The organism is Chitinophaga filiformis, from assembly GCF_021646545.1.
Lineage (GTDB): Bacteria > Bacteroidota > Bacteroidia > Chitinophagales > Chitinophagaceae > Chitinophaga > Chitinophaga filiformis_A.
In genome coordinates, this window is the sequence record NZ_JAKIRP010000003.1 from 69,593 (window position 1) to 95,450 (window position 25,858).

Below are 25,858 nucleotides of genomic sequence, written 5' to 3' on the forward strand. Positions count from 1 at the left end.
ACTGGTTTCCATCGGGTCTGGTTGGCCAGCTACCAGAGCATTTCCGCTTTAACAACCGAACAAAACGACGATAACAGACTTCTAACGTTAACGTTTCACATTCACCTTCTGACGCGCAAAGACCGTATCTGAACGAAGGCAGCTTATCCGCCTGACCTCACGCAGATATTTTTGAGGTAATAACATAAACCAATAAAAATGGAAACAAAAAACAAGATTGCACTCATCACCGGCGCCAGCCGTGGATTAGGAAAGAACATGGCACTAAAAATTGCTGAAAAGGGTTTGGATGTTATTATCACTTACCACAGCAAAAAAGAAGAAGCACAGGAAGTCGTTGCTGCGATTCAAAAAACCGGCCGCAAAGCTGCTGCTTTACAACTGAATGCTGGCGATGTAAATTCTTTCTCATCATTCTTCACCGAGCTCGCCAGAATTCTTCAAGACACCTTTGGTGTAAACCGTTTTGACTACCTTGTAAACAATGCCGGCATTGGCATGAATGTTCCTTTCAAAGACACCACCGAAGAACAATTCGACCTGCTGATGAACATTCAGTTCAAGGGTGTCTATTTCCTGACTCAGAAAGCACTTGGCTTCCTCAACGATCATGGTGGCGTTGTAAATGTTTCGAGTGGCCTGGCTCGTTTTAGTTCTCCGGGCTACTCTGCATATGCATCTATGAAGGGTGCTATCGAAACGCTTACCCGTTACCAGGCAAAAGAACTGGGGGCACGCGGCATAAGAGTAAACGCTGTTGCTCCTGGTGCAATTGCCACCGACTTCGCTGGCGGTGTTATTCGCGACAATGCACAGTACAACGCCAATGTAAAGGCGGTAACAGCCCTTGGTCGGGTTGGTGAGCCGGACGACATCGGCGGCGTAGTTGCGTTCCTGTGCACTGAGGATGCCCGCTGGGTAACCGCACAGCGCATTGAGGCATCTGGCGGCATGAACCTGTAATTCTCCAGATGTGTACCCAAATACGATACAACATAGAAACATTAGGGATATATCGATACCGGAGACTTTGACGCAATGTATTTGTTTGCCTGAATATGGGACACTGCCAGCAGCGTCCCAGCTTATTGAGATGATTACAACGCGCCCTGTTAATAGCAGCGAAGGCTGTCTGTTTATGACAGACAGCCTTCCGGTATTCACCGTTTCATGCATTTTACAGAAACATTCCGCCTGATGCTTCTATACACTGCGCAGTGATCCACCTTGCTCTTTCGCTACAAAGGAATGCCACAACACCGCCAATATCATCGGGTACACCAACACGTCCCAGTGCTATCTGAGTTGACAGATACTCTTTTGCACCTGGGTGGTTTTCAAGCGCATCACGGGTAAAATCAGTTTCAATAATGCCGGGTGCTACCACATTGGCGTTGATCTTTCTTGGGCCTAATTCTTTTGCCAGGTATTTTGTGAAGTTATATACGGCTGCTTTCATAGAAGAATAAGCAGCATAACCAGGAGTTACAAATCTTGCCAGACCGGTTGAAATATTTACGATCCTTCCACCGTCAGCAATCACATTCAATAATGTTTGTGTAAGGAAATAAGTGCCTTTGAAGTGAGTGTTCATCAAAGCATCAAAGTCTTCTTCCATTGTATCGGAGATCAGTGAGGCACGGTCAATACCGGCATTGTTCACCAGGAAATCAATATTGGCAGTATCCCATTTTTCTTTCAGTGCCTGCAGCAGGCTGACTTTAAAGGCGGGGAATGATTTACTATCGCCTACATTTAACTGCAGGGCTATCGCTTCTACGTTAAATTTCTCCACCTCAGCAATAACTTTCTGTGCTTCGTCTTTTTTACTGTTATAAGTGAACACAATATGATGTCCGTCCTTTGCCAGTTCTATCACCATATTCTTACCTAATCCGCGGCTGCCGCCCGTTACGAGTGCTATTTTCTTCGTCGTTTTCATTTTGTACTGTGTTTGATTACAGTACAAAGTTGGCACATCGCGGCTCCGGAATTATGGTACCTTCTTCAGTATAAATGGTACCTACTTCAGTATTTTTTAACCCTGCTGGTGTAAGCGCCTGAATTGTGAAGGTGTTACACCTTCAAATGACTTGAACCACTTGGTAAAGTTAGAAGGGTCGTAAGTAAGTAAATAGGCAACATCAGCTACTGAGCGTTTATTATTCAGTAACAATTCCTTTGCGAGCTTCAGCAGTTTTCCTTCATAAAAGAAACAAGGGTGATAGCCGGTATGTTCTTTGATAACATTGCTGAGATGTGTAGGGTGAATGAACAGTGCTTCGGCAAAATCCCTGAGCTCCTTCATTTTGTCTGTCCGCTCTGCTACTATATCAGCCAGATGCTCGTCCAGCAGCCGGAGAAAATCCTGGTAGATCTCTTCTTTGCGGCTGATATATTTTTTGGGGATTTTGATCTGCGCTGCCTCTTCCTTTGTAATGGCTTTTAAGATGGCACTATTCCCGGCCGGAGTTGATACCGCTGTGATCATGACGTCTACGTTTTAAAGAGCAAGTATAAGACAATCTGCCGGCACAAAAATGGTGACTGCTTCAGTTTTTTTGTACAGGTTACGGTTCCTGTTGGCAGAATCCTTACTAAGCTGTAACACATTGATTTTAAATGTAAATTTAAGCAAATAATACCTTGTTTTATGCCCAAAACGATAGCTGCACAAATAGTGGAACAACTGGTAGCCGCCGGCGTCAAAAGAGTACATGGCGTGGTGGGAGATTCCCTCAACAGTATTACAGACGAGATCCGTCAGCACGACGAAATAGAATGGATCCATTACCGCCATGAAGAAGCGGCGGCCTTTGCCGCCGGGGCGGAAGCGCAGCTGACAGGCAAACTGGCCGTTTGTGCAGGGAGCTGTGGTCCCGGCAATATGCATCTGATTAACGGATTGTACGATGCCCACCGCAGCATGGCCCCTGTACTGGCTATTGCGGCCCAGGTCCCTAGTACGGAGATAGGTACCTCTTATTTCCAGGAGACCCGGCCGGAAGCCCTTTTCCGGGAATGCAGCCATTATTGCGAAACGATCGCCTCTGCCCGGCAGATGCCACGCGTATTACAGATTGCGATGCAAAGCGCCGTTGGGCAGGGTGGCGTAGCTGTGATTGCCCTGTCGGGAGATGTTGCCATGCAGACCGTGGAAAGCAACGGCCTGGAACACAGCCTGATGATCAGCCGCCCCACCATACGTCCTTCCGATACCGAGTTAAATAAACTGGCAGCGCTTATCAATCAGTCAGAAAAGATCACCTTGCTCTGTGGTAGCGGCTGTGCTGGCGCACATGATGAACTGATAGCTGCTGGAGAAAAGCTGCTTTCTCCCATGGTGCATGCATTACGGGGTAAAGAACATGTGGAATATGATAATCCCTTTGATGTAGGCATGACGGGCCTGATAGGATTCTCTTCCGGCTACCATGCTATGGAAAACAGCGACCTGGTGATCATGCTGGGAACGGATTTTCCTTACAAGGACTGGTTCCCATCCCGTGCACAGATCGCACAGATCGACATTCGTGCGGAGCGGCTTGGCAGACGTTGCAATATTGCCCTGGGATTGGTGGGAGATGTGAAAGAAACGCTTCATTGCCTGCTGCCACTGGTAAAACGGAAGACCGACCGTTCTTACCTGGATAAGTGTGTGGAGCACTATAGGAATAGCCGTGCATCACTTGAAAGCCATGCTACCGGCAAAGCAGATAAAACGCCTATACATCCGGAATACCTGGCGCATATGGTCAATCAACTGGCGGCAGATGATGCAGTTTTTACCACCGATGTGGGAGAACCAACGGTATGGGCAGCCCGTTATCTGCAGATGAAGAAAGGACAACGCCTGCTGGGATCATTCAATCATGGCTCTATGGCCAGCGCTATGCCACAGGCTATCGGAGCACAGCTGACCTATCCCGGCAGACAGGTGATCTCTCTTTCAGGAGATGGCGGTTTTGCGATGATGATGGGCGATATCCTAACTATTGCACAGTATAATCTGCCGGTGAAGATCATCGTGTTTAATAACAGCTCTTTAGGTTTTGTGGCGATGGAAATGAAGGTAGCCGGACTGCCACCTTATGGTACTGATCTGAAGAATCCCGACTTCGCCCGTATGGCTGAAGCAATAGGTATTAAAGGTATCCGCCTGGAAGATCCTGCCAATGTAGGCGCTGCCCTGGAAAAGGCATTTGCGCACGAAGGGCCTGTACTGATAGATGCCGTCGTGAATCCGTCTGTACTGGTAATGCCGCCTAAGATAGAGTTCTCTCAGGCAAAAGGGTTCGGTATGTATGCGTTGAAACAGGTATTTAACGGCAACGGAAAAGAAGTATGGGATACCCTGACCTCCAATTTCCTGGATTAGGTCAGGCTACCACCGCTTCCTTATTGTATTTGTTCCTGTAATCGATAGGCGATAAACCTGTAATCTTTTTGAACACGGTTCTGAAAGACTTGGTATCGTTATAGCCTACTTCATACATGACCTCATTCACATTTTTATGGCTGTTTTCCAGCCATTTCTTTGCGGCCTCAATCTTCACCCGTTGAATATATTCAGCGGGTGTATTGTTGGTCGCCTTTTTGAAACGGCGGTCAAAATGCCTTCTGCCGATAGCAAATTTAGAAGCCAGGTCGTCCACAGAGATCCTTTCTGTCAGGTTACTTTCTATAAACTCCTGTGCCTTTTTAATAGGTTCATCTTCATGTTTCTTCTGACCGTTGAACATGACAAAAGGGGACTGTGTTTTCCTGTCTATTTCCAGCGCAAACAGCTTGGCTATTTTGATAGCCAGTGAGCGGTCCGTATATTTTTCAACGATATGCAACAGCAGGTTCCAGTAGGAAGAGGCGCCACCACTTGAATATAAGCCCTGTTCCTCTGTAATGATCCGGCCATCTATCAGGTCCACATCGGGGAACATAGCCCTGAATTCTGCCGCAGAAGCCCAGTGGCTGGAGCATTCTTTCCCGTCCAGCAATCCTGTAGCGGCCAGCATAAATGAACCGATACACAGACTGGCTACCTCAGCCCCCTTATTGTAATGATCAACGATCCAGGGAATGAAAGCCTTGTTCCTTTCCAGGGTTGCTTTCAGGTTACCACTTAATGCGGGAATGACAATCAGGTCTGTTTTCTTCACATCCTGGATCAGCACATCGGGATGCACAGAGAAAAGCCCCTGATTCAAAGGTACTTCGCGGGTCAGCCCGACCAGTTGTACTTTAAACATTGCCGGCTTACCATCCGATTCAAGGAACTCGTTCAGGGTGGTGAACATGTAACGTGTATCAGAGATGGTGCCTAATACAGCCTCATCCGGCACGAGGATTGAAATGTGTTTCATCTGGGATCAGCAGTTTAATAAACAGGTTGCATGGCAAAAATAAGGAAAATTAGATGTCAGAAACAACCCCGCTACAAGTCCGGATCACGCCCCCTCCAACCTGTCTTGTCATAGTATCTTTGAAAGTGAGAAACTCTAACTGAATGAGAAAGATAATCGTATCTATGAATGTTACGCTTGATGGTTTCATGGCCGGGACCAATGGAGAGCTGGACTGGCATTTCCCTTTGTGGAACGACGAAATGTCAATCTATTTCTGTGATCAGTTGGGTAAAACAGACACTATTCTGCTGGGCCGTGTGAGCTATGAGAGAATGGCCCGCTACTGGCCTAATAAGACATTCACCGGAATAGAACTGGAATATGCAGATATGATGAACAATCATAACAAGGTCGTTTTTTCCCAGACCCTGGAAAGTGCTACCTGGAGCAATACCAGGCTGGTAAGAGAGAATATTGAAGAAGAGGTATTGAAAATGAAGCAGTCGCCCGGGAAAGATATGATCATCTACGGCAGTGGCAGTATTGTAAGATCATTTATACAGGAGGGCCTGATAGATGAATTCCAGATATGGGTGCATCCCGTCTTTATACAGCATGGCGTTCCCCTGTTCAGGGATATGGAAGAAAACATCCATCTGCAATTCATGAAAGCCAGGACCTTCCGTTCAGGTGTGGTGATCCTGTACTATAAACCGCAGCTGCAATAAAGACTATCCGTCTATTTCCCAGAAACCGGCAGCTCCCAGCAGGATCGCTTCTTCTCCCAGTTCAGAGACAAGGAAACGGGTGTCCTTCATATGATATTCCAGGTTGGAGCGGAACAGGTCAAACGCCTGTGTGATATTTCCTCCCAGTACCACCAGTGAGGGAATAGGCTGCTGTTCCAGCAGGAACATAGCGAGATTATAGCCAAACTCCTGAAACACTGTAAAGGCATAGGATGATTGCCGCGCTATTGCGGCCAGCTCTTTCACGCTTTTTATTCTTTCGCCGCTCAGTTCTTCATAACGGCGAAGGAACCAGCGGGTAGAGAAGTACTCTTCTGCGGTAGCATCCAGGAAAGGTGTTTTCCAGAAAGTGCCCTCCCGGGCTATGCCATTGTCTGCTACGGATGATCCGAAGCCGGTACCCAGTGTCAGCCCCAATACCTCCTTCTCGCCTTTCACAGCACCGTTAAACAGCTCTCCCTGCAGGAAACAAGAGGCATCGTTCATGATCCTGATATTCTTTTTCTCTATGCCCAGCTGTTCTTCTAACAGATCTTTCACATTCAGGCCATAGAGGGATTCATATTTATGTAGTCCTTTAATGAGACTGATCCCCTCTTCGTAATCAAAAGGTCCCGGCATGGCAATGCCTATAAGATGAACACCGTTACCGGCCAGCATGCTTTTCTTCATTACATAGCTCCATCTGCTGATGATCTCTGCCGCGCCGGCATGTGAATCAATATGTTCGCGATAGATAGAATCAGGCAGAAATGTTCTGCGCTGCATATCTACCAACGCAGTTGTAATGTGAGAGCCACCTATATCCACACTTAAGACCTGTGTATCCTTCATGCCGTTTGTTTCGTTGTATTTTTCCAATATTGCTCTATCTGTTCAAATGATTGTCCTTTCGTTTCTGGTAACAGCCTGTAAACTGCGATGAACGCAGCAAGACAAAATGCAGCGAAGAACCAGAAGGTCTGCGCTGTGCCCAGGCTGCGCAGCAGCACAGGTGTTAATTGTCCGACGATGGTGTCAGACACCCACATCACCATGATGCTTAAAGATAATGCCCTTGCCCGGATATTGTCGGGAAAGATCTCCGCTGCGATCACAAATTTCAGTGGTCCGATCGAGAATGCAAAGAAAGCAAGAAAAGCCAGTACACAACATAGGAGGGCGATACCTGTTGTAGCACCGGTATAAAAACAGATACCGGTCATAATCAGACTGATAGTAGCGCCGGCGGTGCCCCATAGGTACAGCGGCCGTCTGCCGAGACTATCCACCTTCCAGATCGCGAAGATGGTAAAGAACACATTGGCTGCTCCAAAAATGATCTGACTGAGGAATGAGTTGCTCAGGGTAATACCAGCGTTGTTGAGAATAGTCGGCCCGTAATAGATGATCGCATTAATACCACTAAACTGTGAGAATAATGGCAATAGTATCCCTATCAGCAAAGCCCTGCGCATGGCCGGATCGAATAGGGGGCCGTATCCTTCTTTGGCGGTCGTTTTTCCCCGCTGCATTAGCCAGCGCGGACTTTCAGGCACCCACAGCAGACCCAGAAGGAATAATGCCGCAGGTAGCATACCAATACCGAACATACCACGCCATACCTCCTGTACAAAGAGGAAGTGGAGCAGTCCTCTGCCGGTATCATGCTGATGGGCTTCAGCGTAAGACAGCAACTGTGCATTGCTGCAATAGGCTACCAGGATGCCAATAGTAACAGCCAGCTGGTAATAGGTAACCAGCCGTCCTCTTTTATCATCCGGAGCAATTTCAGACAGATATAGCGGCACAATACTCGAAGCAATACCAACTGCCACCCCACCCAAAATACGGGCTGCAATGATCCAGGAAAGGGCATGAAAGAAGGCGCATCCCAATGCTGCCAGCAGGAAAAGCAAAGCAGCCATATAGAGCAGTTTCTTTCTGCCCAGGCGATCGCTCAGGTTACCGGCAACGATAACGCCTGCAATACAACCTGCCAGTGCAGATGAGACGAACCATCCTTCCTGCAGGGCAGACAATGCGAACTGTTGCCGCACAAAAGGCAGTATGCCGGATACGACCGCCATATCAAAGCCAAAGAGGAAGCCTCCCAATGAGGCGACCACTGTGGTCATAACGAGGAGAAAATCAGATTGTGCTTTCATAACTGATGGTACTGAAAACCGGGTGTTCTGCTTTGATAAAGGCTTTTATGACCTTTGCCGTTCCCGGTCCTTTATTAACAAGGGTATAACTTTCTGCTGCTGCAGGGATCACGAATGTCTCTGCATAATGATACACAATTTCCTTTCCATTGGCGGTTCTTACTGCGACAGCCGTTCCTTCCACCAACATCATTACCAGGCAAAATCCATCGGTATCAAAGGTAACTTCATGTACAATCTCCAGGCGGTGAACATCATAAAAATGTTGCGCATGTGTAGGCAGGTGCCATAACTGCCAGCCGGCGCCTTCTTCTATGAGCTTTGGTGCAGAGATCAGTTCTTTCTTCACTACGGCACCTTGTCTGCTGAAGTCCAGATTCTTAAATGCATGATCGATGTTGATCGGCCTTGGCTTTCCATCCAGTCCCAGACGCAGCCAGTCATACATCTTAAATGTAAAGATGTAAGGCGTCGCGCTGATCTCCAGTACGAGATTATTAGCCCCGGCGCTGTGCACAGTACAATTGGGTATCAGGAAGAGGTCATGCTTATTAGCTTTATGCTGCTGTACATAATCCGTGATCTGCACGGGTCTGTTCTCCAGCTGACTGTTCTCCAGTGCGGCTCTGAACTGAACCGGATCAATATGCGCTGCAAAACCAAGATACACACTCGCCCCTTCCTTACAATCCAGGATATAATATGTTTCATCCTGTGTAATAGTCTCGCCAAACTGCTCTCTGATATAAGGAAGTGAGGGATGGCACTGGATCGACAGGTTACCACCGTCAAAGGTATCCAGGAAATCAAAACGGACAGGAAACTCATATCGGAAGATGTCGGCATGTTTTCCCAGCACGGCGGTATGTTGCAGGAACATCAGCCATTCAAAGGGAATTTCAAAAAGATAACTATCACTTTCAAAGAGTACACCGTTTTCCGGTACGATCATCTCAAACGACCAGGCGAGGTTTACCTCTTCCTGTGGCAGCTGCGGGATGTGTTTTTTCATCCACTGCCCACCCCATGCACCAGGTTCAAACCAGGGACGAACGCGGAAAGTGTCCCGGCATATCTGTTCAATACCGGCCTGCAGATCTTTTGCTTTTATCCATGTCAGCGTATGTCCCCATTGTGTATCTGCAAATACAGAGATCCTGTCTGCCAGCGATTGCTTGTAATTGTTCAGCACTACCCAATCCACGAAATAGGCACGTTTATACATCTCTGCCGCGGTATCCAGTTTACTGCTGCCCAGGTTCGTAACAGCGCCTGCACGCATACGGTATTGCAGTTCATTTTTAGGCATATCCAGGTACACCAGGGAACTATTTTCCCGTACCAATGCAGCGCCTGTACCGATCACGATATGCAGGTCATATCCGGCTTCCGGTTGCATAGCCGCCAGTTTTTCTTCATAAAAGAAATCCGCCAGCTGTAAGGAGGTGCGTGTACCCCAGACTGTTCCTGGATCGCCAATAAAAGGACGGACCATTTGGGCGATGATATCCTCCTCTTTCAACGCATCTTCTGTGAAATGCCATTTCACTTTTAAGGACCGTTTGTTGAAGATCTTATCCAGAGAATTGTGTATCTCAGTCCATAGTACACCCGTGTAACCATCTATCTGCACCTGTCCTTGTGTAATGATCCAGTCCGCCAGTGTTTCGTAACCTACGCTGATCTTACCATTCCCCAGGGCATGTGTTGGAAAGATGTTATATCCTTCCGGCGCGGCCGTCTGCTGCAAAGGCAGCAGGTGCTGACCGCTGGTACGCCAATTATCAGTTCCCTCTTCTACCCTGCTGATACCCGGGTTTATTATTGCATTGTCCGACATGTCCAATCTTATTATTGTTATTTCTTCTCAACACGTAACATCATAATGCCTTTCGCAGGCAGTGTTACTTTGTTATTTAATTGTTGTTTATATTCTTCGAGCATGTTGCTTTCCCATACATTCAGACCAGCTGTTTTGTCCTTTGCTGTAAGTGCAACAGATGATTCAGTAGCTGATGCATTCACCAGCCACAGTATTACGCCTTTGCCATCACCGGCAGGTTTGATACTTTCTACGTAGACCTCTTTAGTATCGATATTAAAGAAAAGAGATTCATTGGCGTTGCCTGCTGCAGGAGCTGCTATCAGTGGCCGGTGATGAGCCAGTCCTGTCTGATTGACGGCAAAGGCATCATAAGCATGATGTACCTGCAGATAATAGCGGAAGGTGGTTATACCTTCCTGCGCATGGCGGAAGTTGGTATGCCACAAATTATTCATTACCCAGGAATACAATGCCGGATGTTGTTCCGTGAAGTTGATCCATTTCGGAGAATCATACAATCCTCCCAGCAGGTTGGCTGTTGTTTGCCTGCCCACTTCAAACAGCGGGGCGTCGGGTGTTGACCAGGTAACACCGTATTCTTTATTGGATACATCCACCCAACGTTGTACGGTATACCAGTTCCTGTTGGCGTATTGTAGCTGGTCTGCTTCCACATTTATACTTCCCCAGGGAATGCTGTATCTCACCTGTGCATTTGCCACATTAAAAGGGAAAGCAAAGTGTACGCCTTCTTTCGCACTGACCGCTTTCTTATCAATAGTGTTGATAATCTCAATGCGGTCCGTACCTGCTGCCAGGCGTATTTCTCTGCTTAATGCGTTCGCACCCGGAGCGGTTGATTCCACCAGCAAGCTAACTACTAAGGGGCCTTTTTCCTTCATGCTGATCTTTGCCGGTCCCGCATATTGTATCTTTTCGATAGAGTCGCCCGGTAGATAAGAATACCTGTTCAGACCTCCTGAATCAGCGAGGTTACGGTCAATGCCTGTTCTTTCCAGACGGATGATATTGCCTGTCTTTTCATCCAGTACTATTTTGTATAGGCCGTTCTGTAGTGTAGAGGCAGTAACACTTGCCTTTGTATTGACGAAGGCCTTACCGGCATGAATGGTGAAACGTTGTTTGGAGAAAGGTGCGATGTGCTGGATCAATACAGCCAGTTCGCCTGTGCTCAATCGCTGGGAAGGCACACTTTTTCCGTTAACTTCTTTCACGAGATCACCGGCTGCACTTTGTGCTGCCGACAGGATCACAACTTCTGTACGTATATTACCAATAGTGTTGTATACATCCACTGCATTGGGAGCAGCCTCTCCTGCCGCTGCCTTTGCCAGCAGATTGGCGGATTGTTCTTTTCCTTTTAAAGCAAAGGAGCGTTTATATCCCCATTGGGAAATGGCTTTAGGATCTTCAGGATGGGAAATGCTGTTGTAAGCGCCCCAGGTATGTTCGTTAAACAAGAGGATATTATTCCAGGCAGTATCGAAGTCTTTAGCGGGATAGCCTTGTTTATTACGCAGTGCCCAGATGGCATCTGCTTGTTGCAGTGTCTCGGAAGCATTCCTGTTATATCCTGTTTCACAGGCAGCGGAAGCGATACCGTCCGTCCAGAATTCTGTATAGTCGCCGGAAACAACCGGGATCTTATCCTTATAAGCAGCTTCAAAATCTCCGAAGAACTGTTTTACCGATGTGATGACGAGGCGGGGCGAGGCAAATCTTTCATTCCATGCTTTGACGGCGTCGGGCAATTCCGGATCTATCGGTGCATTGTCACTCATGGCCCATGTCATGATGGTCATATTGTAAGGGAACTTCTTCCGGTCAAGTTCTGCGAGATAGTCGAACAGGTATGGATTGAGGAAGTTCTCTGATGGCTTGCCGGTATAATAAGGCACGGGATCTTCCACGGTAAAAAAGTTCGGTATCTTACTTCCTTTCAGTGTGTAGCCAATGGAATAGGGCTCACTTTGCCAGTAGAGCATTTTCTCGCCGGCGGGCGATTGCCAGTAGAAAGGCCGGTCGCGCCATTTGGGTGAGTTCCCGATACGGTCGCCTGCATTAGGAGCACCCCAGAAATACCGGATACCGGTAATAGCCGATTGGCTGGACAGTCCCCAGGAGGCGCCAGGTATGTCTCCCTGGAACATGGTACTGATAGTAAGTCCGTGTTCTCCCGCGGTTTTGACAGCAGTATGGAACATCTGCATGAGCTGCCGGGAATCGGTCACGCTGGTATTGATATTTGCATATGCACCATCAATATTGATCCATCCCTTTTTAACAGCGTCCCAGAATGCCTTTTTCTTCGCTTCATCTGCTGCCGCGAGATAGTGGTCAACCACCCAGAAAGCCTCTGTATTCCACTTATAACGCGCGTCTGCGGGATAGTTCTGTGTACGCTGCGCAATCTTAATAGCTTCGTCAATATTGTTCATATGCAGGCGCATCACTTTCTCCTGCACATTAGTATATCCAATGTCTACATGAGAATGTGGCAGCAGGTATACCTTCCACTCAGGTGCAGGCGCTACCATACAGCGGGCGGTGTATTCCCTTCCGCCCGCGGCCAGCCTCACATATAGCTGTGTTTGATGCTGTACGGGACTACCTGGCAGGGGCAGTTCAAACACTTCCAGTCCCTTTTCGCCTGGATTGATCCTGATACTGTCTTTCAGGCCGTTGAAACTAATGAAAGCCGTGGCGGCAGTATAGTTCTTTCCGCCATGGAACAGGAGGCGCACCATCCTGGCGGCCCGTCCTTCATACTTCAGATAAGCGACGGTAGGTTTCAGTTCTATTGACGTGAACACCTGCTCTTTGTGCTGTGCTTTTGTGGTGGTACAGATCCCGCACCATACCAGTAAAAGCAGATAGTATTTTGTCATGTTCCGGTTCAGCAGTTTATTTTAAGCTATATGTACATACATTATATTCGTTCATCTCGTCTTATTTAGTCTTATTTCCATAGAAACATTCGTAAATTCGGACTTTTCATTGATTTTTATATGTACAAACATATGGACAATGATCATAGAAAGCAAATATTTTTTGCTGTCTTTCTGGACATAGTCCATTACTTTTGACATTTCTTTGTATATGAACTTTTCTATAGACCATAACAGCGCCGTTCCCCTGCATATTCAGGCAGAGGAATTATTGCGGAAAATGATTGAGGATCCTCAGTTCAGGAATGGCAAGTTCCTGCCCAACGAGGTAGAGTTATCCCAACAGCTGGAAATATCCCGCACCACGCTCAGGCAGGCCCTGAACAAATTGGTATACGAAGGATTACTGATCCGCAAGAAAGGGATTGGTACCCGGGTATCGGAAAAGACGGTTAGCTCGAAATCGATGAACTGGAAAAGTTTCTCACAGGAGATGGCAGCCAGGGGCATTCCTATCAGGAACTTCGAACTACATATCAGCTGGGTGAAACCGAATGAGGAGATCATTCATTTCTTTGGCATCAAACCGGAAGAGAAGGTCCTGAAGCTGGAAAGACTGAGAGGACGTCCGGAAGGACCGTTTGTATATTTCGTGTCTTACTTTCATCCCGTTATCGGCCTTAGTGGTGAAGAAGACTTTAAGCGTCCGCTATACGAGATACTGGAACAGGATTACAATGTTATTGCAACGCTTTCAAAAGAAGAGATCAGTGCTAAAGCAGCAGACAATTTCATTGCGGGTAAGCTGGAGATAGACACCGGTAGTCCTATACTGTTCCGTAAACGTTTTGTATATGATCAGTCAGATAAACCTGTAGAATTAAACCTGGGTTATTACAAGTCTGACAGCTTTATTTATACGGTTGAAAGCAGAAGATAGGTAGTGGTTTTTTATGTTTGACTACGTATTTTCCATGCGTAGTGACAAGCGATCTTTGAGTAGCATTTTTGCAATTAACCTCAAAGATTTGGAACATGACATTTAACAACGTCAGTGAGTTAAAGACCCTCTCTGCAATCCCCTCCTCTAATGAAATCAGCACCCTGCTGGGATATTATGCGCCCGATGATAAGGGAGGTGGTGAGTTTTACTGGGATGCAGATTCAACCGAAGCAGACAACTTAGGTACGATCTTCTCAGTGACCGTCGGAGGCACGCCGGTAACAACCGGAAGATGGAAACGTATTTACACATCTTCACTGAATATTCGCTGGTTTGGAGCAAAAGGAGATGGTATTACAGCAGATGATACAGCATTTACCAAATGTATTCAAACAGCAGGTTCCGGATCAGAGATTCTGCTGGGACGTGGTAATTACCGATTAACGGCTGGTTTGTCCTTTGTAGGATATTCGAGTGTGCGATTTGTAGGCAACAGGTGTCTCATCACAGCTGATTTTACCGGCGGTACACTTTTCACTTTCACACTGAATCAGCCGGCACAAGTAAACGCCGAAGGAATTGAGTTCGTAGAGGTAAACTTCCAGGGGAAAGGAAAAACTTCCGGCACCACCTGCCTTAGTTTTAGCGGTTACGCAAAAAAAAATCCTCCCATCATTCTCGAAGACCTTGCGTTCTACAAATTTATCCGCGTCATTCAATGTAATATTGTCGATTTTGACACTGCGATTAAGTTTAATATCTGCCGTAATATACTGGTAGATAATTGCTGGCTGTCAGGCAACTTGAACGGCATCTACTTTCAGAATAAACACGCTGAAAGTATAGTAAGGGATACGGTTATTTATTGTGCAGGATCCAATAATGCAGGTTCCTACGGTATCAAATCCGAGTCAACTTACTCGGGTGGCGATTTCACCAACGAAGGACTCGTTATTGAAGGATGTACAATTGATAATGCCCAGTATGGCATTTACATGAGAAACGCCGCTTTCTGGAAGATCATCGGCAACTATATCGGTATTCAGTTGCCTTTTAATGACGAAGGTGGCTTGTACATCGGCGGCTACAGGGCTTATTCAATTCTCCTGGAAAGAGATAATGCACTAGCAACACCTGCCAATGCACGCACCAACACTATCGCTAGTAACAATATCCATCAGGGAGCTATTAAGATCAGCAATCTGACCCCTGGTATATGGAGCCTGCTGACTGAAATATCTGACAACGTCTTTAACGGCATAAACGACAACGCTATTCAGATCGGGCCACGAATAGCGCATCTTAACATCACAGGTGTGTATGTGGAAAAGGTTTCCCCAACCAGCATTAACGGCGCCATTGTAGAGTTGGACAGCGACTCCACCGTATTCAATATCTCCAAGCTGACAAGCAATCAGAATGTCATAAACGCGGTGAACATAAAAGGGGCGAATGTTTCATTCACCAATATCGAAGGTGTTCTACACGCGGGAAGTGGCGCTATCATTAATAATCCGTCTAACAACAGTATTACTGTATCAAATCTGCGGGGCAATGGTTTATCAACTCAGAAAGCTTTTGCAAACGTTCCTGTAAATACCTACAGCAGCAGCAATCTGTTGTCCGTTAGTACTGCTTCCATTCCTGTGTACAATGGTATGAAAGGAAGGATCACCCTTGTAGGTGCATTTAATCCTTCTGTTGCAGGACAGGTACTTCAACTCGCCACGTCTGGTGTAAGTGTGACCATTCCCAATGCGCCAGGCAGTAGCGCACAGTTCCACAAGCTTTATGGCACCGGGATGCGCATGGTTTGTCATGTGATTCCATTCACCGCGAACGCAACGGGTAATTTAAGTGTAGGAGTCACAGTATCGGATTATTCCGGCGGTACAACAGGCGTTGACTATCATACATTCCTGACAATAGAGACAGACGCGTACTAATGGGCTAATATCCATATAAATAAGGGCTGTTTTCCTATGGTGGACAGCCTTTATTCCGGCTGAGTACATATACTCAACTGCAGTATTTTAACATTTTACATCATTAGTTACTGTCTATTTTCACTGTGAAAATATTTTTATTTTTTGTTTACCCAAAATCCCTTCTACTATGAAAAGATCATTGTTAGCCGTTCTCCTCGTATTTGCAAGCATTGGCATGTACGCAAATACTACCATTCAATCTACTAACAACACAAAAATCTCACAATCAGCCACAGACACCGTACCAACGCCGGACTTTTTTCACTTTGTTCGTCCTTACGGCTCGGTAAATCCCGGTGAATGGGTCGCTACATTCATCCTGTCTGTACCTGGTCCAACCGAGCGTGACAACGTAGCATCTGTTGACTGGGATTTCGGTGATGGTACGCCCCCTGTATTGAACAAAATTGGCGTCAATCACTCTTTCTATTATGCAGGTGCATATAATGTAACGATGACTGTACGATATGTAACTGGTGAGACATTTGTGATTGAAAAAACAATCATTATTTCCATGTAATCGCAAGCTACATTGTTTCATCGCAGGAGAAGGAGCATATCCTTCTCCTGATTTTTTTATACGCCTTTCTGTTAAAGCATTTTTTTACTATTGCACCTTCTGTATTCTTATACATCGACAAATCACTATTACGCGGGTACGCTCATTTAATAACGAATCGGCAAGCTGTATATGTATCAACAAAATGGTGAGGCTTTTATGTTATATAAAGTACTTCACGGCGTAAACGAAAACAAAAAGTTAAAATAGCGTGAACGGTCATTCAAACTGTTCAGTTTAACTTTTCTTTTAGAGCGATTGATTTACTTTCGATGCAAACAAAACCCAAACGTTCATGAAAAAAATTTTACTGTTAGCCTTGCTGGCCATCAGCATGTTACCCGTTTATTCTCAGACATCCGTAGGCGTTATTGGAGGATATAATCTGGCGTCGCTACATCCGAAACAAAAACAAATGTATGGCAGCTGGGATTATGATTTCAAACAAGGATGGCGTGCCGGCCTGATAGCGGACCATCGACTATGGAAGAAATTCCATCTCCAACCACAATTATTGTTGAATAGCAAAGGTTATAAATCCCGTTATTATTATAATGGCCCCTTTGCCTTTTCTAGTGAACGCATTCTCCGGATGCTTTATCTGGAATTACAAGCTAATTTATTATTTAAGGAACCTTTGGGTAGCGGCAAATTATTGATAGGAGCCGGTCCATACCTAAGCCGGGGCATCGGCGGCAAATTAAGAGCCAGGGGGTTTCAGGTTTATAGCGACGGAACAACATCTTACGATCAGAAATTCCCTATAAAGTTCAGGAAGGAAAGCGGCAATGACGCCACCGTTTCTTATCAGAAGCCTTATGATGCCGGACTTAACTTTCAGACAGGTTACGAATGTAAAAATGGCTTGTTCTTTAACGCAGTGTATAGTCTGGGGTTAACTAACTATAACTATAGCAAAGAGCTCAAATCTAAAAACACCTATTTCGGATTGGGCGTAGGCTATTTCTTAAAAAAATTAAGCTAACTCATATGACCTTGCTTCAGTAGTAACTGGAACTAGTCAACATTTCATCCGGTCTTTCCCTTGTTTTAATTAATCCGACATTTCATGAAAAACTTCATACTGTTAGCTTTGCTGGCCATCTGTACAGCACCTGCTTTTGCGCAGACATCCATAGGCATTATTGGTGGATATAATCATGCTTCACTACGTTCCCGGAATAACACAAAAGCAAGTGGTCTTGATGTCAACCCTTACGCTGGTTGGAGAGCTGGCATCATCACAGATCATCATTTATTCGGCAAATTCCATCTTCAGCCACAATTGCTCTTAAATACCAAAGGTCATAACATCGACGTTACTAGCTCCGATGCAGTCCAATACAGCTTTGTATATGCGAGAAGGCGGTTCACATATCTCGAACTGCAAACCAGTCTGCTGTTTAAACAGCAGACCGGAGCAGGAAAGATTTTTGCCGGCGCAGGACCATATATTGGCAGAGGCATCTCTGGTAAAGATAGGTACGATGAGGAATGGAATGGCCGCAGAATTTCCAATTACTATCCGATAAAATACCGTGATAAAGAGCCGATTGGTGCTGAGGCGGATGGTGTTACTTACCTGAAGCCCTATGATATAGGCGTTAACTTCCAGGCAGGTTATGAGCTTAAAAATGGCCTATTCTTTAATGCAGTTTATAGTCTGGGGTTAAACCACATCTTCCACGGCCATTCCTCCGGCAATATAGACAAAAACACTTATTTCGGTCTGAGCGTAGGTTATTTCTTTAAAAAATTCAGTTAATTGGCAACATCCTTTCCAATTCGCATACAATCAACCTTTATTCTTATCCACTAATTTAAAAATCATGAAAAAAATCATCCTGTTAGCCTTGCTGGCCATCGGCATAACGCCATCTTTTGGGCAGACATCCGTAGGCATTATTGGAGGATATAATTTAAACTCAATTTATCCTAAATCCAATCATGAAGTGCTGGGATACAAGGTATCTTCCCGGTCAGGATGGCGTGCGGGATTGGTAGCAGACAAACGTTTATGGAAGAAATTCTACCTTCAGCCACAATTGTTATTGAACGAGAAGGGCTACAATAGACCTTTCACCACTAACGTAGCACCCGCTTATGCAACTGGCGAATTCAAAACACGGCTTCTCTATCTCGAATTACAGGCCAACCTCCTGTTTAAACAACAGATCGGTAAAAGTAAGTTATTTGTTGGTGCAGGTCCTTATATTGCCCGGGGCATCGGTGGCCTGGAAACATGGGATATACAATCTTACGATCAGAACGGAGTGCTGCAAAGCTCCACTAACTACTCTGCCATAGTTTACAGGAACAAAAAACCTGATTACAGCTATGGTAATGTGGTCCACGTAAAACCTTATGATGTAGGATTTAACTTCCTTGCAGGTTACGAACTAAAGAACGGCCTGTTTTTCAATGTCACCTATGGCAGGGAATTAAACAATCGTGGATATACCAGGGGATTTGAAAGTAAAAACACTTATTTCGGCCTGACAGCAGGTTACTTCCTAAAAAGATTCAGCTAAGCAGCAATATGTTATCACAGCGTATATAAGAACGCAACATATAGCGCTACATGCAATTCATCTCACTGTTCAGAACAATCCAGATTCATGAAAAAGATTATACTATTTATTTTACTAGCCACTGGTATAGCGCCCGCCTATGCTCAAACATCCATAGGTGTTATCGGCGGATATAATTTATCCTTCGTATATCCTGACGTCAACTGGGAGCCCTGGAACTATAAAGTATCCTACGGAACCGGATGGCGCGCCGGATTGGTAGCAGATCAGCATTTATGGAAGAATTTCTATCTGCAGCCACAAGTGATCTTTAACCAAAAGAGCTATAATTATTCAACCATTGCCGATATATATGATACTCATTACGAATACAAAAGGCGTCTTCTCTATCTTGAATTACAAGCACACCTGTTGTATAAACCAAAGATCGGTAATGGTAGGTTATTTCTGGGAGCAGGTCCCTATATCGGCCGCGGTGTAAGTGGCAGAGAAAGAGTGGAGGGTTATCAGGATGGGCGGCATTCTTCGCTTGATTATAACATCATAAAATATAAAAAGTACCCGCCGTTCAATAGCGATCACAGTGAGCTGGGTGTAGATTATATGAAACCTTACGATGTAGGAATCAACTTGCTCGGAGGTTATGAACTGAAGAATGGCTTGTTCTTTAATGTTATTTATAGCCTGGGAACTAATAATACCAGCTATACTGTTGTCAGAAGCTACAACGGCTATTTAGGCATAAGCGTAGGTTACTTCCTCAAAAAATTCAGTTAATGGAAAAAGGTGCTCTGCCTACCGGCGAGCACCTTTTTTATCTTTCGTTCAGCAGGAACTTATTTGAGATCACTTTAAACGAAATCTTCCTATCTGTTGAACGGATCACTAACCCTTCCCTTTCCACCGCTTTGCCCTGCGGACTTAAGACCGACACACCATCTGCAATCGTCAGCAATTCATCCAATGATGCAGGCAAGGTGTACTGCAGATCCAGGATAGGCACTGTATGCAGTCCAAGCGATGCAATCAGCGCTTTAAATTCATCCAATGCCAGGTATTCATAGCGATCTATATCAAAGGCATTGAAGAATCGTACTGTTTGTCCTCTGAGGCCGTAAGCATTACCCTGTACACCCTCTCCGATCAACTCTCCCTGTATAGCGATATTCTTGCCCAGGGCAGCCAGCTTCTCCTCTATGTTTTCAGCTCTTGCGATTTTCCAGAAGGTATTATCTGCTGTTTCCTCCAGGTCGAGATTACGTGAGCATACACCAAACACGCCTTCATTCAGGTAAAAAGTAACAGAAGAACCATCCAGCTTTTCGGTAACGTAAAAAGTATGTTGCCTGAAGGATTCGTATTGGCCGCTCAGGTTCTGGAGCCTTTCTTCGTCTGTCTTAGGCATGAAAGAAGGGAATAAGCCCTTTGCAATGCCGCCTAAAGCAGCAGGTATAGGAGGTTCATATTTGATGATGCCCAAACGTGCAGATACATCTTCTCCGATCTGGTAAGTGTATCCTTCCAGCAGACTGACAGGCAGCAATAATCCCTGGGAGATCTGCCCTCTCAGCTTCATTGTTTTGAGCCTGAAACCTTCCTGCTCTCCCATTTTCCGGTAAGAGCTTTTCCTGAGAAATTCAAATTCTTCCCTGACAGGCAGGAATGAATCTATTTCACAATACACCGCATGATCGCCGATGTGGAATTCATTTTTCTTGACCACTAATTTCCACCCTTTAACGGTGGCTACTTCTATCAGATCAGCCCCGGCAATAGGTTGTATGTCGTCTATAACAACCGGGGATACCAATTTCCTTTCCATTGTTGTACTTTCGAATGTGAAGTTTTTGTTGGGTTACAAATGTTGTTTTATTCCATCTATAGAGGCCAGGTATATAGATAAGGGCCGCAAATATATGCATTTTATTTTATCTGTCAAATAATTGGGCTAATCTTCCTACTCAATTGCCGCATTTGCCCCCTGTCCGGTCCATTTATTGATGCTAACTTTAGTATCACTCACCAAACCTTACCATTATGTTTAAAAACACGAAAGCATTCAGCGGATTTTCGGTAAATGACATCAACAGGGCAAAGGAATTTTACAGTAAAACACTTGGGCTTGATGTAGAGGAAATAATGGGTGGTAACGTTTTACAACTGAACATCCATGGAGGAGGTGGCATCATGATCTATCAAAAAGACAACCATACACCCGCCACTTTTACGATCCTCAATTTCCCGGTAGACAATATAGAAGAGGCTGTAGATGGTCTCACGGCAAGAGGTGTGCGTTTTCTGCAATATAATGAGCCGATCAAAACAGATGAGAAAGGCATCTGCCGGCGAAATGGCGGACCATTGATCGCCTGGTTTGAAGATCCCGCAGGAAATATCATCTCTGTATTACAGACAGAAGAAAATTAAGATTTAATATCTTTGCGGGAATTTTTTGAAGACTATGCTGTGGTATCCGTATACGCAAATGAGAAAAATAAGCGAGTTGCCAAAGATGGTATCCGGAGAAGGTGTGATCATGCACCTGGAAGATGGCCGCTCGCTGATTGACGGGATCTCTTCCTGGTGGTCAGTCATACATGGATATAATCATCCGGCGCTCAACGCCGCCTTACTTACGCAGGCAAACAAATTCGCCCATGTTATGTTGGGCGGCATGACACATAATCCGGCCATTGATCTGGCTGCGAAACTTGTCAGCATCACACCTCAGGGCCTCAATCATGTCTTTTTTTCTGACAGTGGTTCTATTGGCGTTGAAGTAGCGCTGAAAATGAGTATCCAGTATTGGAAGAATATCGGTTATCATGGCAAAAGCAAGATCATATCACTGAGAAATGGGTATCATGGCGATACTTTCAAAGCCATGGAAGTCAGCGACGATTCTGATTTCACCCGTGCATTTTCGGATGTACTCAGAAGAGGATTTATACTGGATATTCCTGAAGGAGGATTTAACGCCGATGCAGCCGTAGTGAAAACGGCTACTGACAAACTGGAAGCACTCTTGCAAAGTGAACATCAGAACATTGCCGCTTTTATAGTTGAGCCTATTGTGCAATGCGCAGGCGGTTTTAACATTTATTCGCCGCTTTACATGAAAACGGCCCGTGAGCTCTGTACCAGGTATAATGTACTTTTCGTGTTCGATGAAGTAGCCACAGGTTTTGGCCGTACGGGTAAAATGTTTGCTGCTGAACATGCCGGTGTTACACCCGATATCATGATACTGGGTAAAGCACTGACGGCAGGTTATATGGGACATGCTGCTACGCTCGCCACATCGCCAGTATTCGACAGCTTCCTCGGAGATGATTATGAAAAGGCATTGATGCATGGGCCTACCTTTATGGCCAATCCACTTGCCTGTGCCGTGGCATTGCAAAGCATCGCCATTATTGAAGAGGAACATTATCTGCAGAAAATAGAAAACATTCAGTCTATCATACGCCGTGAGTTTGATACTTTCACTTCTCCTGCTATTATAGCCAAAAGATCAATAGGAGCACTCGGCGCCCTTGAAATGAAAGACGCAGCCTGCCTCTCAGGCTTTAAGGAGTTCTCCCAGCAACATGGAGTATGGCTCCGTCCTATCGGCAATGTGTTATACCTGATGCCTCCATATATCATCAGTGAGCAAGAGTTACTGACTATCCTGCAAGTGATGAAGGACTGGGTTCAACAAATAAAATAAACTATACTGGGCTGCCAAATTGGTCAGCCCTTTTTTATGAATACGCCGCAAATGCCTTCCTGATCTGGCATTATTCTTGTCAATAGGAATCTGCGCAAAAATATATTTTCACTAGTGGGACAATATTAAGACACAACATTTCCTCTCCGATGAAATATGCAACCATTTATTAAAAACCTGAATTTCATTTAAAACAACAACAACAAAACCATGAGAAGACTACTTTTCAGCGTCGCTGCCGCTGTAGCGTTGCTTACTGCCTGCAATAAAGATGACGACAACAACAATCAGACTCCTGAGAGCGCCTTTACTATTGAGGGACAAGACAAACAGACTACCGAAACGCCTTTCGGTTTCCGTGTACAATGGAGTGTGGAAGAAGGTGGAAGAATGCTGATGTCCAACGTGAATATCAATGAAGCCTCTTTTAGTGGCAAGATTGATGGTGTTTCCTTTCAGGTAGATACATTTGTGAACGGGCAGACATATACGTTCAAAGAAGCGGGTGCCGCCGGATTCGACAAGCGTGTGAATTTCAGTGCTGCTGATGTTGTATTGGGCGCCAGTTTCGCTAACAATGTCATTACGCCCGGTACTGGCAAACAGCTGACAGACCTGCAGGATGGCAGGATCACCATTCAGAAAGATCCTCCAACTGAAGCATACCGCATAACATATATACTGGATTATGGCGATGCCAAAGTGTCCGGAGAATTCAACGGATTGATGCCAGTCGTGAATAAATAACAGGTGCAAGCCATATCCCCAAATCCGGGGATATGGCATCCCCTTTTTCGAGGAGATATATGTGCGCTTTTATCAATGACGAATACCTAATTAAAAGTATGCACCACACTGAGCCCAAAAGTTCCCTGCTGATAGGTTGGTAATATCACATTGGCTATATCCGTTTTCTTATTCCTGAATATCCTTTTCACCGAGGGATATAAATAATAAGCCAGCTCGGTTGAAAGTATACCCACACCCGCTCCCGCTACTATGTCTCCCAACCAGTGCCTGTTATTCGACATACGCAGATATCCTGTTGCTGCAGCCATTGCATAACCCGCTACGCCATACCAGATAGATACATCCTTATATTCCCGCATCATAAATTCAGCAGCAGCAAATGCTGTAGCTGTATGCCCTGAAGGAAAGGATAGATAATTAGATCCATCCGGCCGTTTCTCGTGCGTAAGATGTTTGGTAGCCATAACCGTACTTCCCATGATGATATTAGCCATCGCATAAATAGCAGTACGGTCTAAGAAATTATTCTTCCCTTTGATACCGGCCGCGTTCAGGCCATATACCAGGAAAGCAGGAGCATACTGCAGGTAATTATCGAAATCATAGACCCTACGGTTTCCCTCCAGGTATATTTCTTCTTTAAAGTGATTATTTACGCCTTTTAAACTATTTACGCTCAGAGAAGCCGCTCCATAAACAATAAATGTGGCAGGTACCAATAATAGTCCCTTGTAACGCCTTTTAATATTCTCCGGGCGATGCTGATAAAACGAATCCGGTTGGAACTTCGGCGCAGCCGTATTAATAATACTATCCTGCTGCTGTGCTGATGAGACATGAGGTAGCAGCCCCGCTATGAGCAGGCAAAGGCATAAGAATTTCTTACACATAGTGTATAACAGTTGTAGGAATAAGTAAATCGACGATTCAGATGTCAGGTAGATTATTCACATTGTTGCGGTGTAATCCCTCCCTTTATCTGCCAGGTGTTTTCACCTGGCTTGCTATTAAAAATAGAATAATATTTTAAATTATTATAATATAATTTCTGTTTGACGAAACAAACTTAGCGGTCAAATCTGTAGAAAAACTGGCGAAGAGAAATTTAATTGGATCTTATTTGCGATTCCAGGTATTCAATATTTGCCTACCTGCTTATCATGGTGTTGTTACAATAGGAGCCATCTGCAACTGACCAGAGGATAGAAATCTTACGTTATACGAATATCTCATTTCATGCGTTTATTACTGCTGTCAGCGACTGCCTTCATAACATTACCATCACCCGTGTTTATTATTTTAAACTTATACACCTGCTTACCGGGTGGCAATTGCCCGTGACGACATTTGCTGATGCCTATTTTAAAGATTCATTTAACGTTAAAAAATTATCCGGTTACACATGAAACCCAAATTCTACTTTATCGTAAAAACTTCCGCCCTGCTGTTATGTTTGAGTACAATGCTGACTTTATCCCATTCCTGTAAAAAAGACAATGGTAACAATCCGCCAGGCCCCGACACTACACACCACGAAGACACTTCTCCATTCTATGGTAAACCTCTCACGAAGAGACCCATTATGGTCGATTACTGGGGAGGCTGTTGCTACGACAGATCAACCGTAGGGCCTTTGGATGCTATGCCCGACGGCGTGGACGTTGTTAACATTTTCACGCTGGGCATAGGCAGAACAGCTACAGGAGGCTGGGAATTTGAACACAGAGGCGTGTCAGGTCAGAATGAATGGAGCGATGTGTTGACTAAAGCGCACGCCCTCCAGCAAAGAGGCATCAGGATAGTGGCAACATCCTTTGCCGGCGGACTGGTAAAACTATCCGCTGCTGCGGCCGACTCCATGGCGAAAGTCGTAAAAGATTCCCTGGACAAATGGAAATTTGACGGGATAGACCTTGACCTGGAATACGGCAATGTCAGAACCGCGAATATTGACTCGGGTATTATTGCCCTCAGCAAATACGTTGGCCCCTTGTCAAAAACGGGCAGAATCTTGTCGGTAGTGGACTATAACAACTACAACCTGGAGCAGATCAAAAGGTCCAAACAATACATTGACTACGTAATGACCATGTCGTACTGGAACAAAGCCACAGATGTAATGAAATGGGTAAAATCATACGGAGATGGCATCGGCAACCGCCAGAATGTGTTGATCGGCGTGGGCGCAGGTTGCGCCATCAATGCCGGACAGGCTACGTTACCGGGTGAGCAGCTGAAAATAGCAGATACACTGAGGACCTCCGCTCCCGGCAGCGGTATGATGGAATTCATCTTTGGATGCAGTTACAACAGCAAGGACCAGAACGGAAATATCACAAAGGATGTGAGTTACACAACGAATATCATCCAGCGACTGAAGAAATAGCAGCTGGAACAGCCGGG

General features: G+C 45.4%; 23 protein-coding genes. 14 read left to right on the plus strand and 9 right to left on the minus strand.

Annotated elements, in window-relative coordinates; all coding sequences use genetic code 11:
- Positions 1–198 precede the first annotated feature (198 nt).
- On the plus strand, positions 199–963 hold the full coding sequence (locus L3C95_RS10110; RefSeq protein WP_236386571.1) for an SDR family NAD(P)-dependent oxidoreductase: 765 nt from the start codon (positions 199–201) through the stop codon (positions 961–963).
- A gap of 214 nt (positions 964–1,177) precedes the next feature.
- Here L3C95_RS10110 and L3C95_RS10115 read toward each other — a convergent pair whose 3' ends face one another.
- Both L3C95_RS10115 and L3C95_RS10120 read right to left on the minus strand, forming a co-directional pair.
- Positions 1,178–1,942 carry an SDR family NAD(P)-dependent oxidoreductase gene (locus L3C95_RS10115; protein WP_236386569.1) on the minus strand — a complete coding sequence of 255 codons (765 nt, stop codon included), beginning with the start codon at positions 1,940–1,942 and terminating at the stop codon, positions 1,178–1,180.
- Between the two features lie 96 nt (positions 1,943–2,038).
- Positions 2,039–2,491 carry a helix-turn-helix domain-containing protein gene (locus L3C95_RS10120; protein ID WP_236386565.1) on the minus strand — a complete coding sequence of 151 codons (453 nt, stop codon included), beginning with the start codon at positions 2,489–2,491 and terminating at the stop codon, positions 2,039–2,041.
- Between the two features lie 162 nt (positions 2,492–2,653).
- On the opposite strand from L3C95_RS10120, the gene poxB reads away from it, so the two are divergent.
- Positions 2,654–4,378: a ubiquinone-dependent pyruvate dehydrogenase gene (poxB, locus tag L3C95_RS10125; protein WP_236386563.1), complete on the plus strand. Its 1,725-nt coding sequence runs from the start codon at positions 2,654–2,656 to the stop codon at positions 4,376–4,378.
- Position 4,379: 1 nt separating this feature from the next.
- Here poxB and L3C95_RS10130 read toward each other — a convergent pair whose 3' ends face one another.
- Positions 4,380–5,360, minus strand: coding sequence for a GlxA family transcriptional regulator (locus L3C95_RS10130; protein ID WP_236386562.1), 981 nt, complete (start codon positions 5,358–5,360; stop codon positions 4,380–4,382).
- A gap of 143 nt (positions 5,361–5,503) precedes the next feature.
- Here L3C95_RS10130 and L3C95_RS10135 point away from each other — a divergent pair, with 143 nt between their 5' ends.
- Positions 5,504–6,070: a dihydrofolate reductase family protein gene (locus L3C95_RS10135; protein WP_236386560.1), complete on the plus strand. Its 567-nt coding sequence runs from the start codon at positions 5,504–5,506 to the stop codon at positions 6,068–6,070.
- A 3-nt stretch (positions 6,071–6,073) separates the two neighbouring features.
- On the opposite strand, the gene L3C95_RS10140 is transcribed toward L3C95_RS10135, so the two are convergent.
- The 4 genes from L3C95_RS10140 to L3C95_RS10155 are packed head-to-tail and all read right to left on the minus strand — an operon-like array spanning position 6,074 to position 12,972.
- The gene (locus L3C95_RS10140; protein WP_236386559.1) at positions 6,074–6,925 is read right to left on the minus strand and encodes an ROK family protein; all 852 of its coding nucleotides are present in this window, start codon (positions 6,923–6,925) and stop codon (positions 6,074–6,076) included.
- Positions 6,922–8,238: an MFS transporter gene (locus L3C95_RS10145; protein ID WP_236386557.1), complete on the minus strand. Its 1,317-nt coding sequence runs from the start codon at positions 8,236–8,238 to the stop codon at positions 6,922–6,924. The genes L3C95_RS10140 and L3C95_RS10145 overlap by 4 nt, the downstream gene beginning before the upstream one ends.
- A complete protein-coding gene (locus L3C95_RS10150) occupies positions 8,222–10,078 on the minus strand; it encodes a class I mannose-6-phosphate isomerase (RefSeq protein WP_236386555.1) in 1,857 nt (618 codons plus the stop codon). Before L3C95_RS10150 ends, L3C95_RS10145 begins: the two co-directional genes overlap by 17 nt.
- A gap of 17 nt (positions 10,079–10,095) precedes the next feature.
- The gene (locus tag L3C95_RS10155; protein ID WP_236386553.1) at positions 10,096–12,972 is read right to left on the minus strand and encodes a glycoside hydrolase family 38 C-terminal domain-containing protein; all 2,877 of its coding nucleotides are present in this window, start codon (positions 12,970–12,972) and stop codon (positions 10,096–10,098) included.
- Between the two features lie 211 nt (positions 12,973–13,183).
- Here L3C95_RS10155 and L3C95_RS10160 point away from each other — a divergent pair, with 211 nt between their 5' ends.
- The 7 genes from L3C95_RS10160 to L3C95_RS10190 all read left to right on the plus strand — a co-directional run bounded on the left by L3C95_RS10160 (position 13,184) and on the right by L3C95_RS10190 (position 19,770).
- The gene (locus L3C95_RS10160; RefSeq protein WP_236386551.1) at positions 13,184–13,912 is read left to right on the plus strand and encodes a GntR family transcriptional regulator; all 729 of its coding nucleotides are present in this window, start codon (positions 13,184–13,186) and stop codon (positions 13,910–13,912) included.
- A 95-nt stretch (positions 13,913–14,007) separates the two neighbouring features.
- Positions 14,008–15,861 (plus strand): glycosyl hydrolase family 28-related protein, encoded by a 1,854-nt coding sequence (locus L3C95_RS10165; RefSeq protein WP_236386548.1) that lies wholly within the window; start codon positions 14,008–14,010, stop codon positions 15,859–15,861.
- Positions 15,862–16,030: 169 nt separating this feature from the next.
- Entirely contained in the window at positions 16,031–16,423 is a 393-nt protein-coding gene (locus tag L3C95_RS10170) for a PKD domain-containing protein (protein ID WP_236386545.1), read from the plus strand.
- 334 nt (positions 16,424–16,757) lie between these two features.
- Entirely contained in the window at positions 16,758–17,447 is a 690-nt protein-coding gene (locus L3C95_RS10175) for an outer membrane beta-barrel protein (RefSeq protein WP_236386543.1), read from the plus strand.
- Between the two features lie 84 nt (positions 17,448–17,531).
- The gene (locus L3C95_RS10180; protein WP_236386541.1) at positions 17,532–18,227 is read left to right on the plus strand and encodes an outer membrane beta-barrel protein; all 696 of its coding nucleotides are present in this window, start codon (positions 17,532–17,534) and stop codon (positions 18,225–18,227) included.
- Between the two features lie 64 nt (positions 18,228–18,291).
- The gene (locus L3C95_RS10185; RefSeq protein WP_236386538.1) at positions 18,292–18,993 is read left to right on the plus strand and encodes an outer membrane beta-barrel protein; all 702 of its coding nucleotides are present in this window, start codon (positions 18,292–18,294) and stop codon (positions 18,991–18,993) included.
- An 87-nt stretch (positions 18,994–19,080) separates the two neighbouring features.
- Complete coding sequence (locus tag L3C95_RS10190; RefSeq protein WP_236386536.1) at positions 19,081–19,770, plus strand: outer membrane beta-barrel protein; 690 nt, start codon at positions 19,081–19,083, stop codon at positions 19,768–19,770.
- A gap of 37 nt (positions 19,771–19,807) precedes the next feature.
- On the opposite strand, the gene L3C95_RS10195 is transcribed toward L3C95_RS10190, so the two are convergent.
- Positions 19,808–20,815 carry an RNA ligase (ATP) gene (locus L3C95_RS10195; protein ID WP_236386533.1) on the minus strand — a complete coding sequence of 336 codons (1,008 nt, stop codon included), beginning with the start codon at positions 20,813–20,815 and terminating at the stop codon, positions 19,808–19,810.
- Positions 20,816–21,030: 215 nt separating this feature from the next.
- Here L3C95_RS10195 and L3C95_RS10200 point away from each other — a divergent pair, with 215 nt between their 5' ends.
- The 3 genes from L3C95_RS10200 to L3C95_RS10210 all read left to right on the plus strand — a co-directional run bounded on the left by L3C95_RS10200 (position 21,031) and on the right by L3C95_RS10210 (position 23,452).
- Complete coding sequence (locus L3C95_RS10200; RefSeq protein WP_236386531.1) at positions 21,031–21,420, plus strand: VOC family protein; 390 nt, start codon at positions 21,031–21,033, stop codon at positions 21,418–21,420.
- A gap of 34 nt (positions 21,421–21,454) precedes the next feature.
- Complete coding sequence (gene bioA, locus L3C95_RS10205; protein ID WP_262915849.1) at positions 21,455–22,705, plus strand: adenosylmethionine--8-amino-7-oxononanoate transaminase; 1,251 nt, start codon at positions 21,455–21,457, stop codon at positions 22,703–22,705.
- A gap of 210 nt (positions 22,706–22,915) precedes the next feature.
- Entirely contained in the window at positions 22,916–23,452 is a 537-nt protein-coding gene (locus tag L3C95_RS10210; RefSeq protein ID WP_236386528.1) for a hypothetical protein, read from the plus strand.
- An 86-nt stretch (positions 23,453–23,538) separates the two neighbouring features.
- Here L3C95_RS10210 and L3C95_RS10215 read toward each other — a convergent pair whose 3' ends face one another.
- Positions 23,539–24,345, minus strand: coding sequence for a phosphatase PAP2 family protein (locus L3C95_RS10215; protein WP_236386527.1), 807 nt, complete (start codon positions 24,343–24,345; stop codon positions 23,539–23,541).
- A 512-nt stretch (positions 24,346–24,857) separates the two neighbouring features.
- On the opposite strand from L3C95_RS10215, the gene L3C95_RS10220 reads away from it, so the two are divergent.
- Positions 24,858–25,841: a glycosyl hydrolase family 18 protein gene (locus L3C95_RS10220; protein WP_236386526.1), complete on the plus strand. Its 984-nt coding sequence runs from the start codon at positions 24,858–24,860 to the stop codon at positions 25,839–25,841.
- The last annotated feature ends 17 nt before the right edge of the window (positions 25,842–25,858 follow it).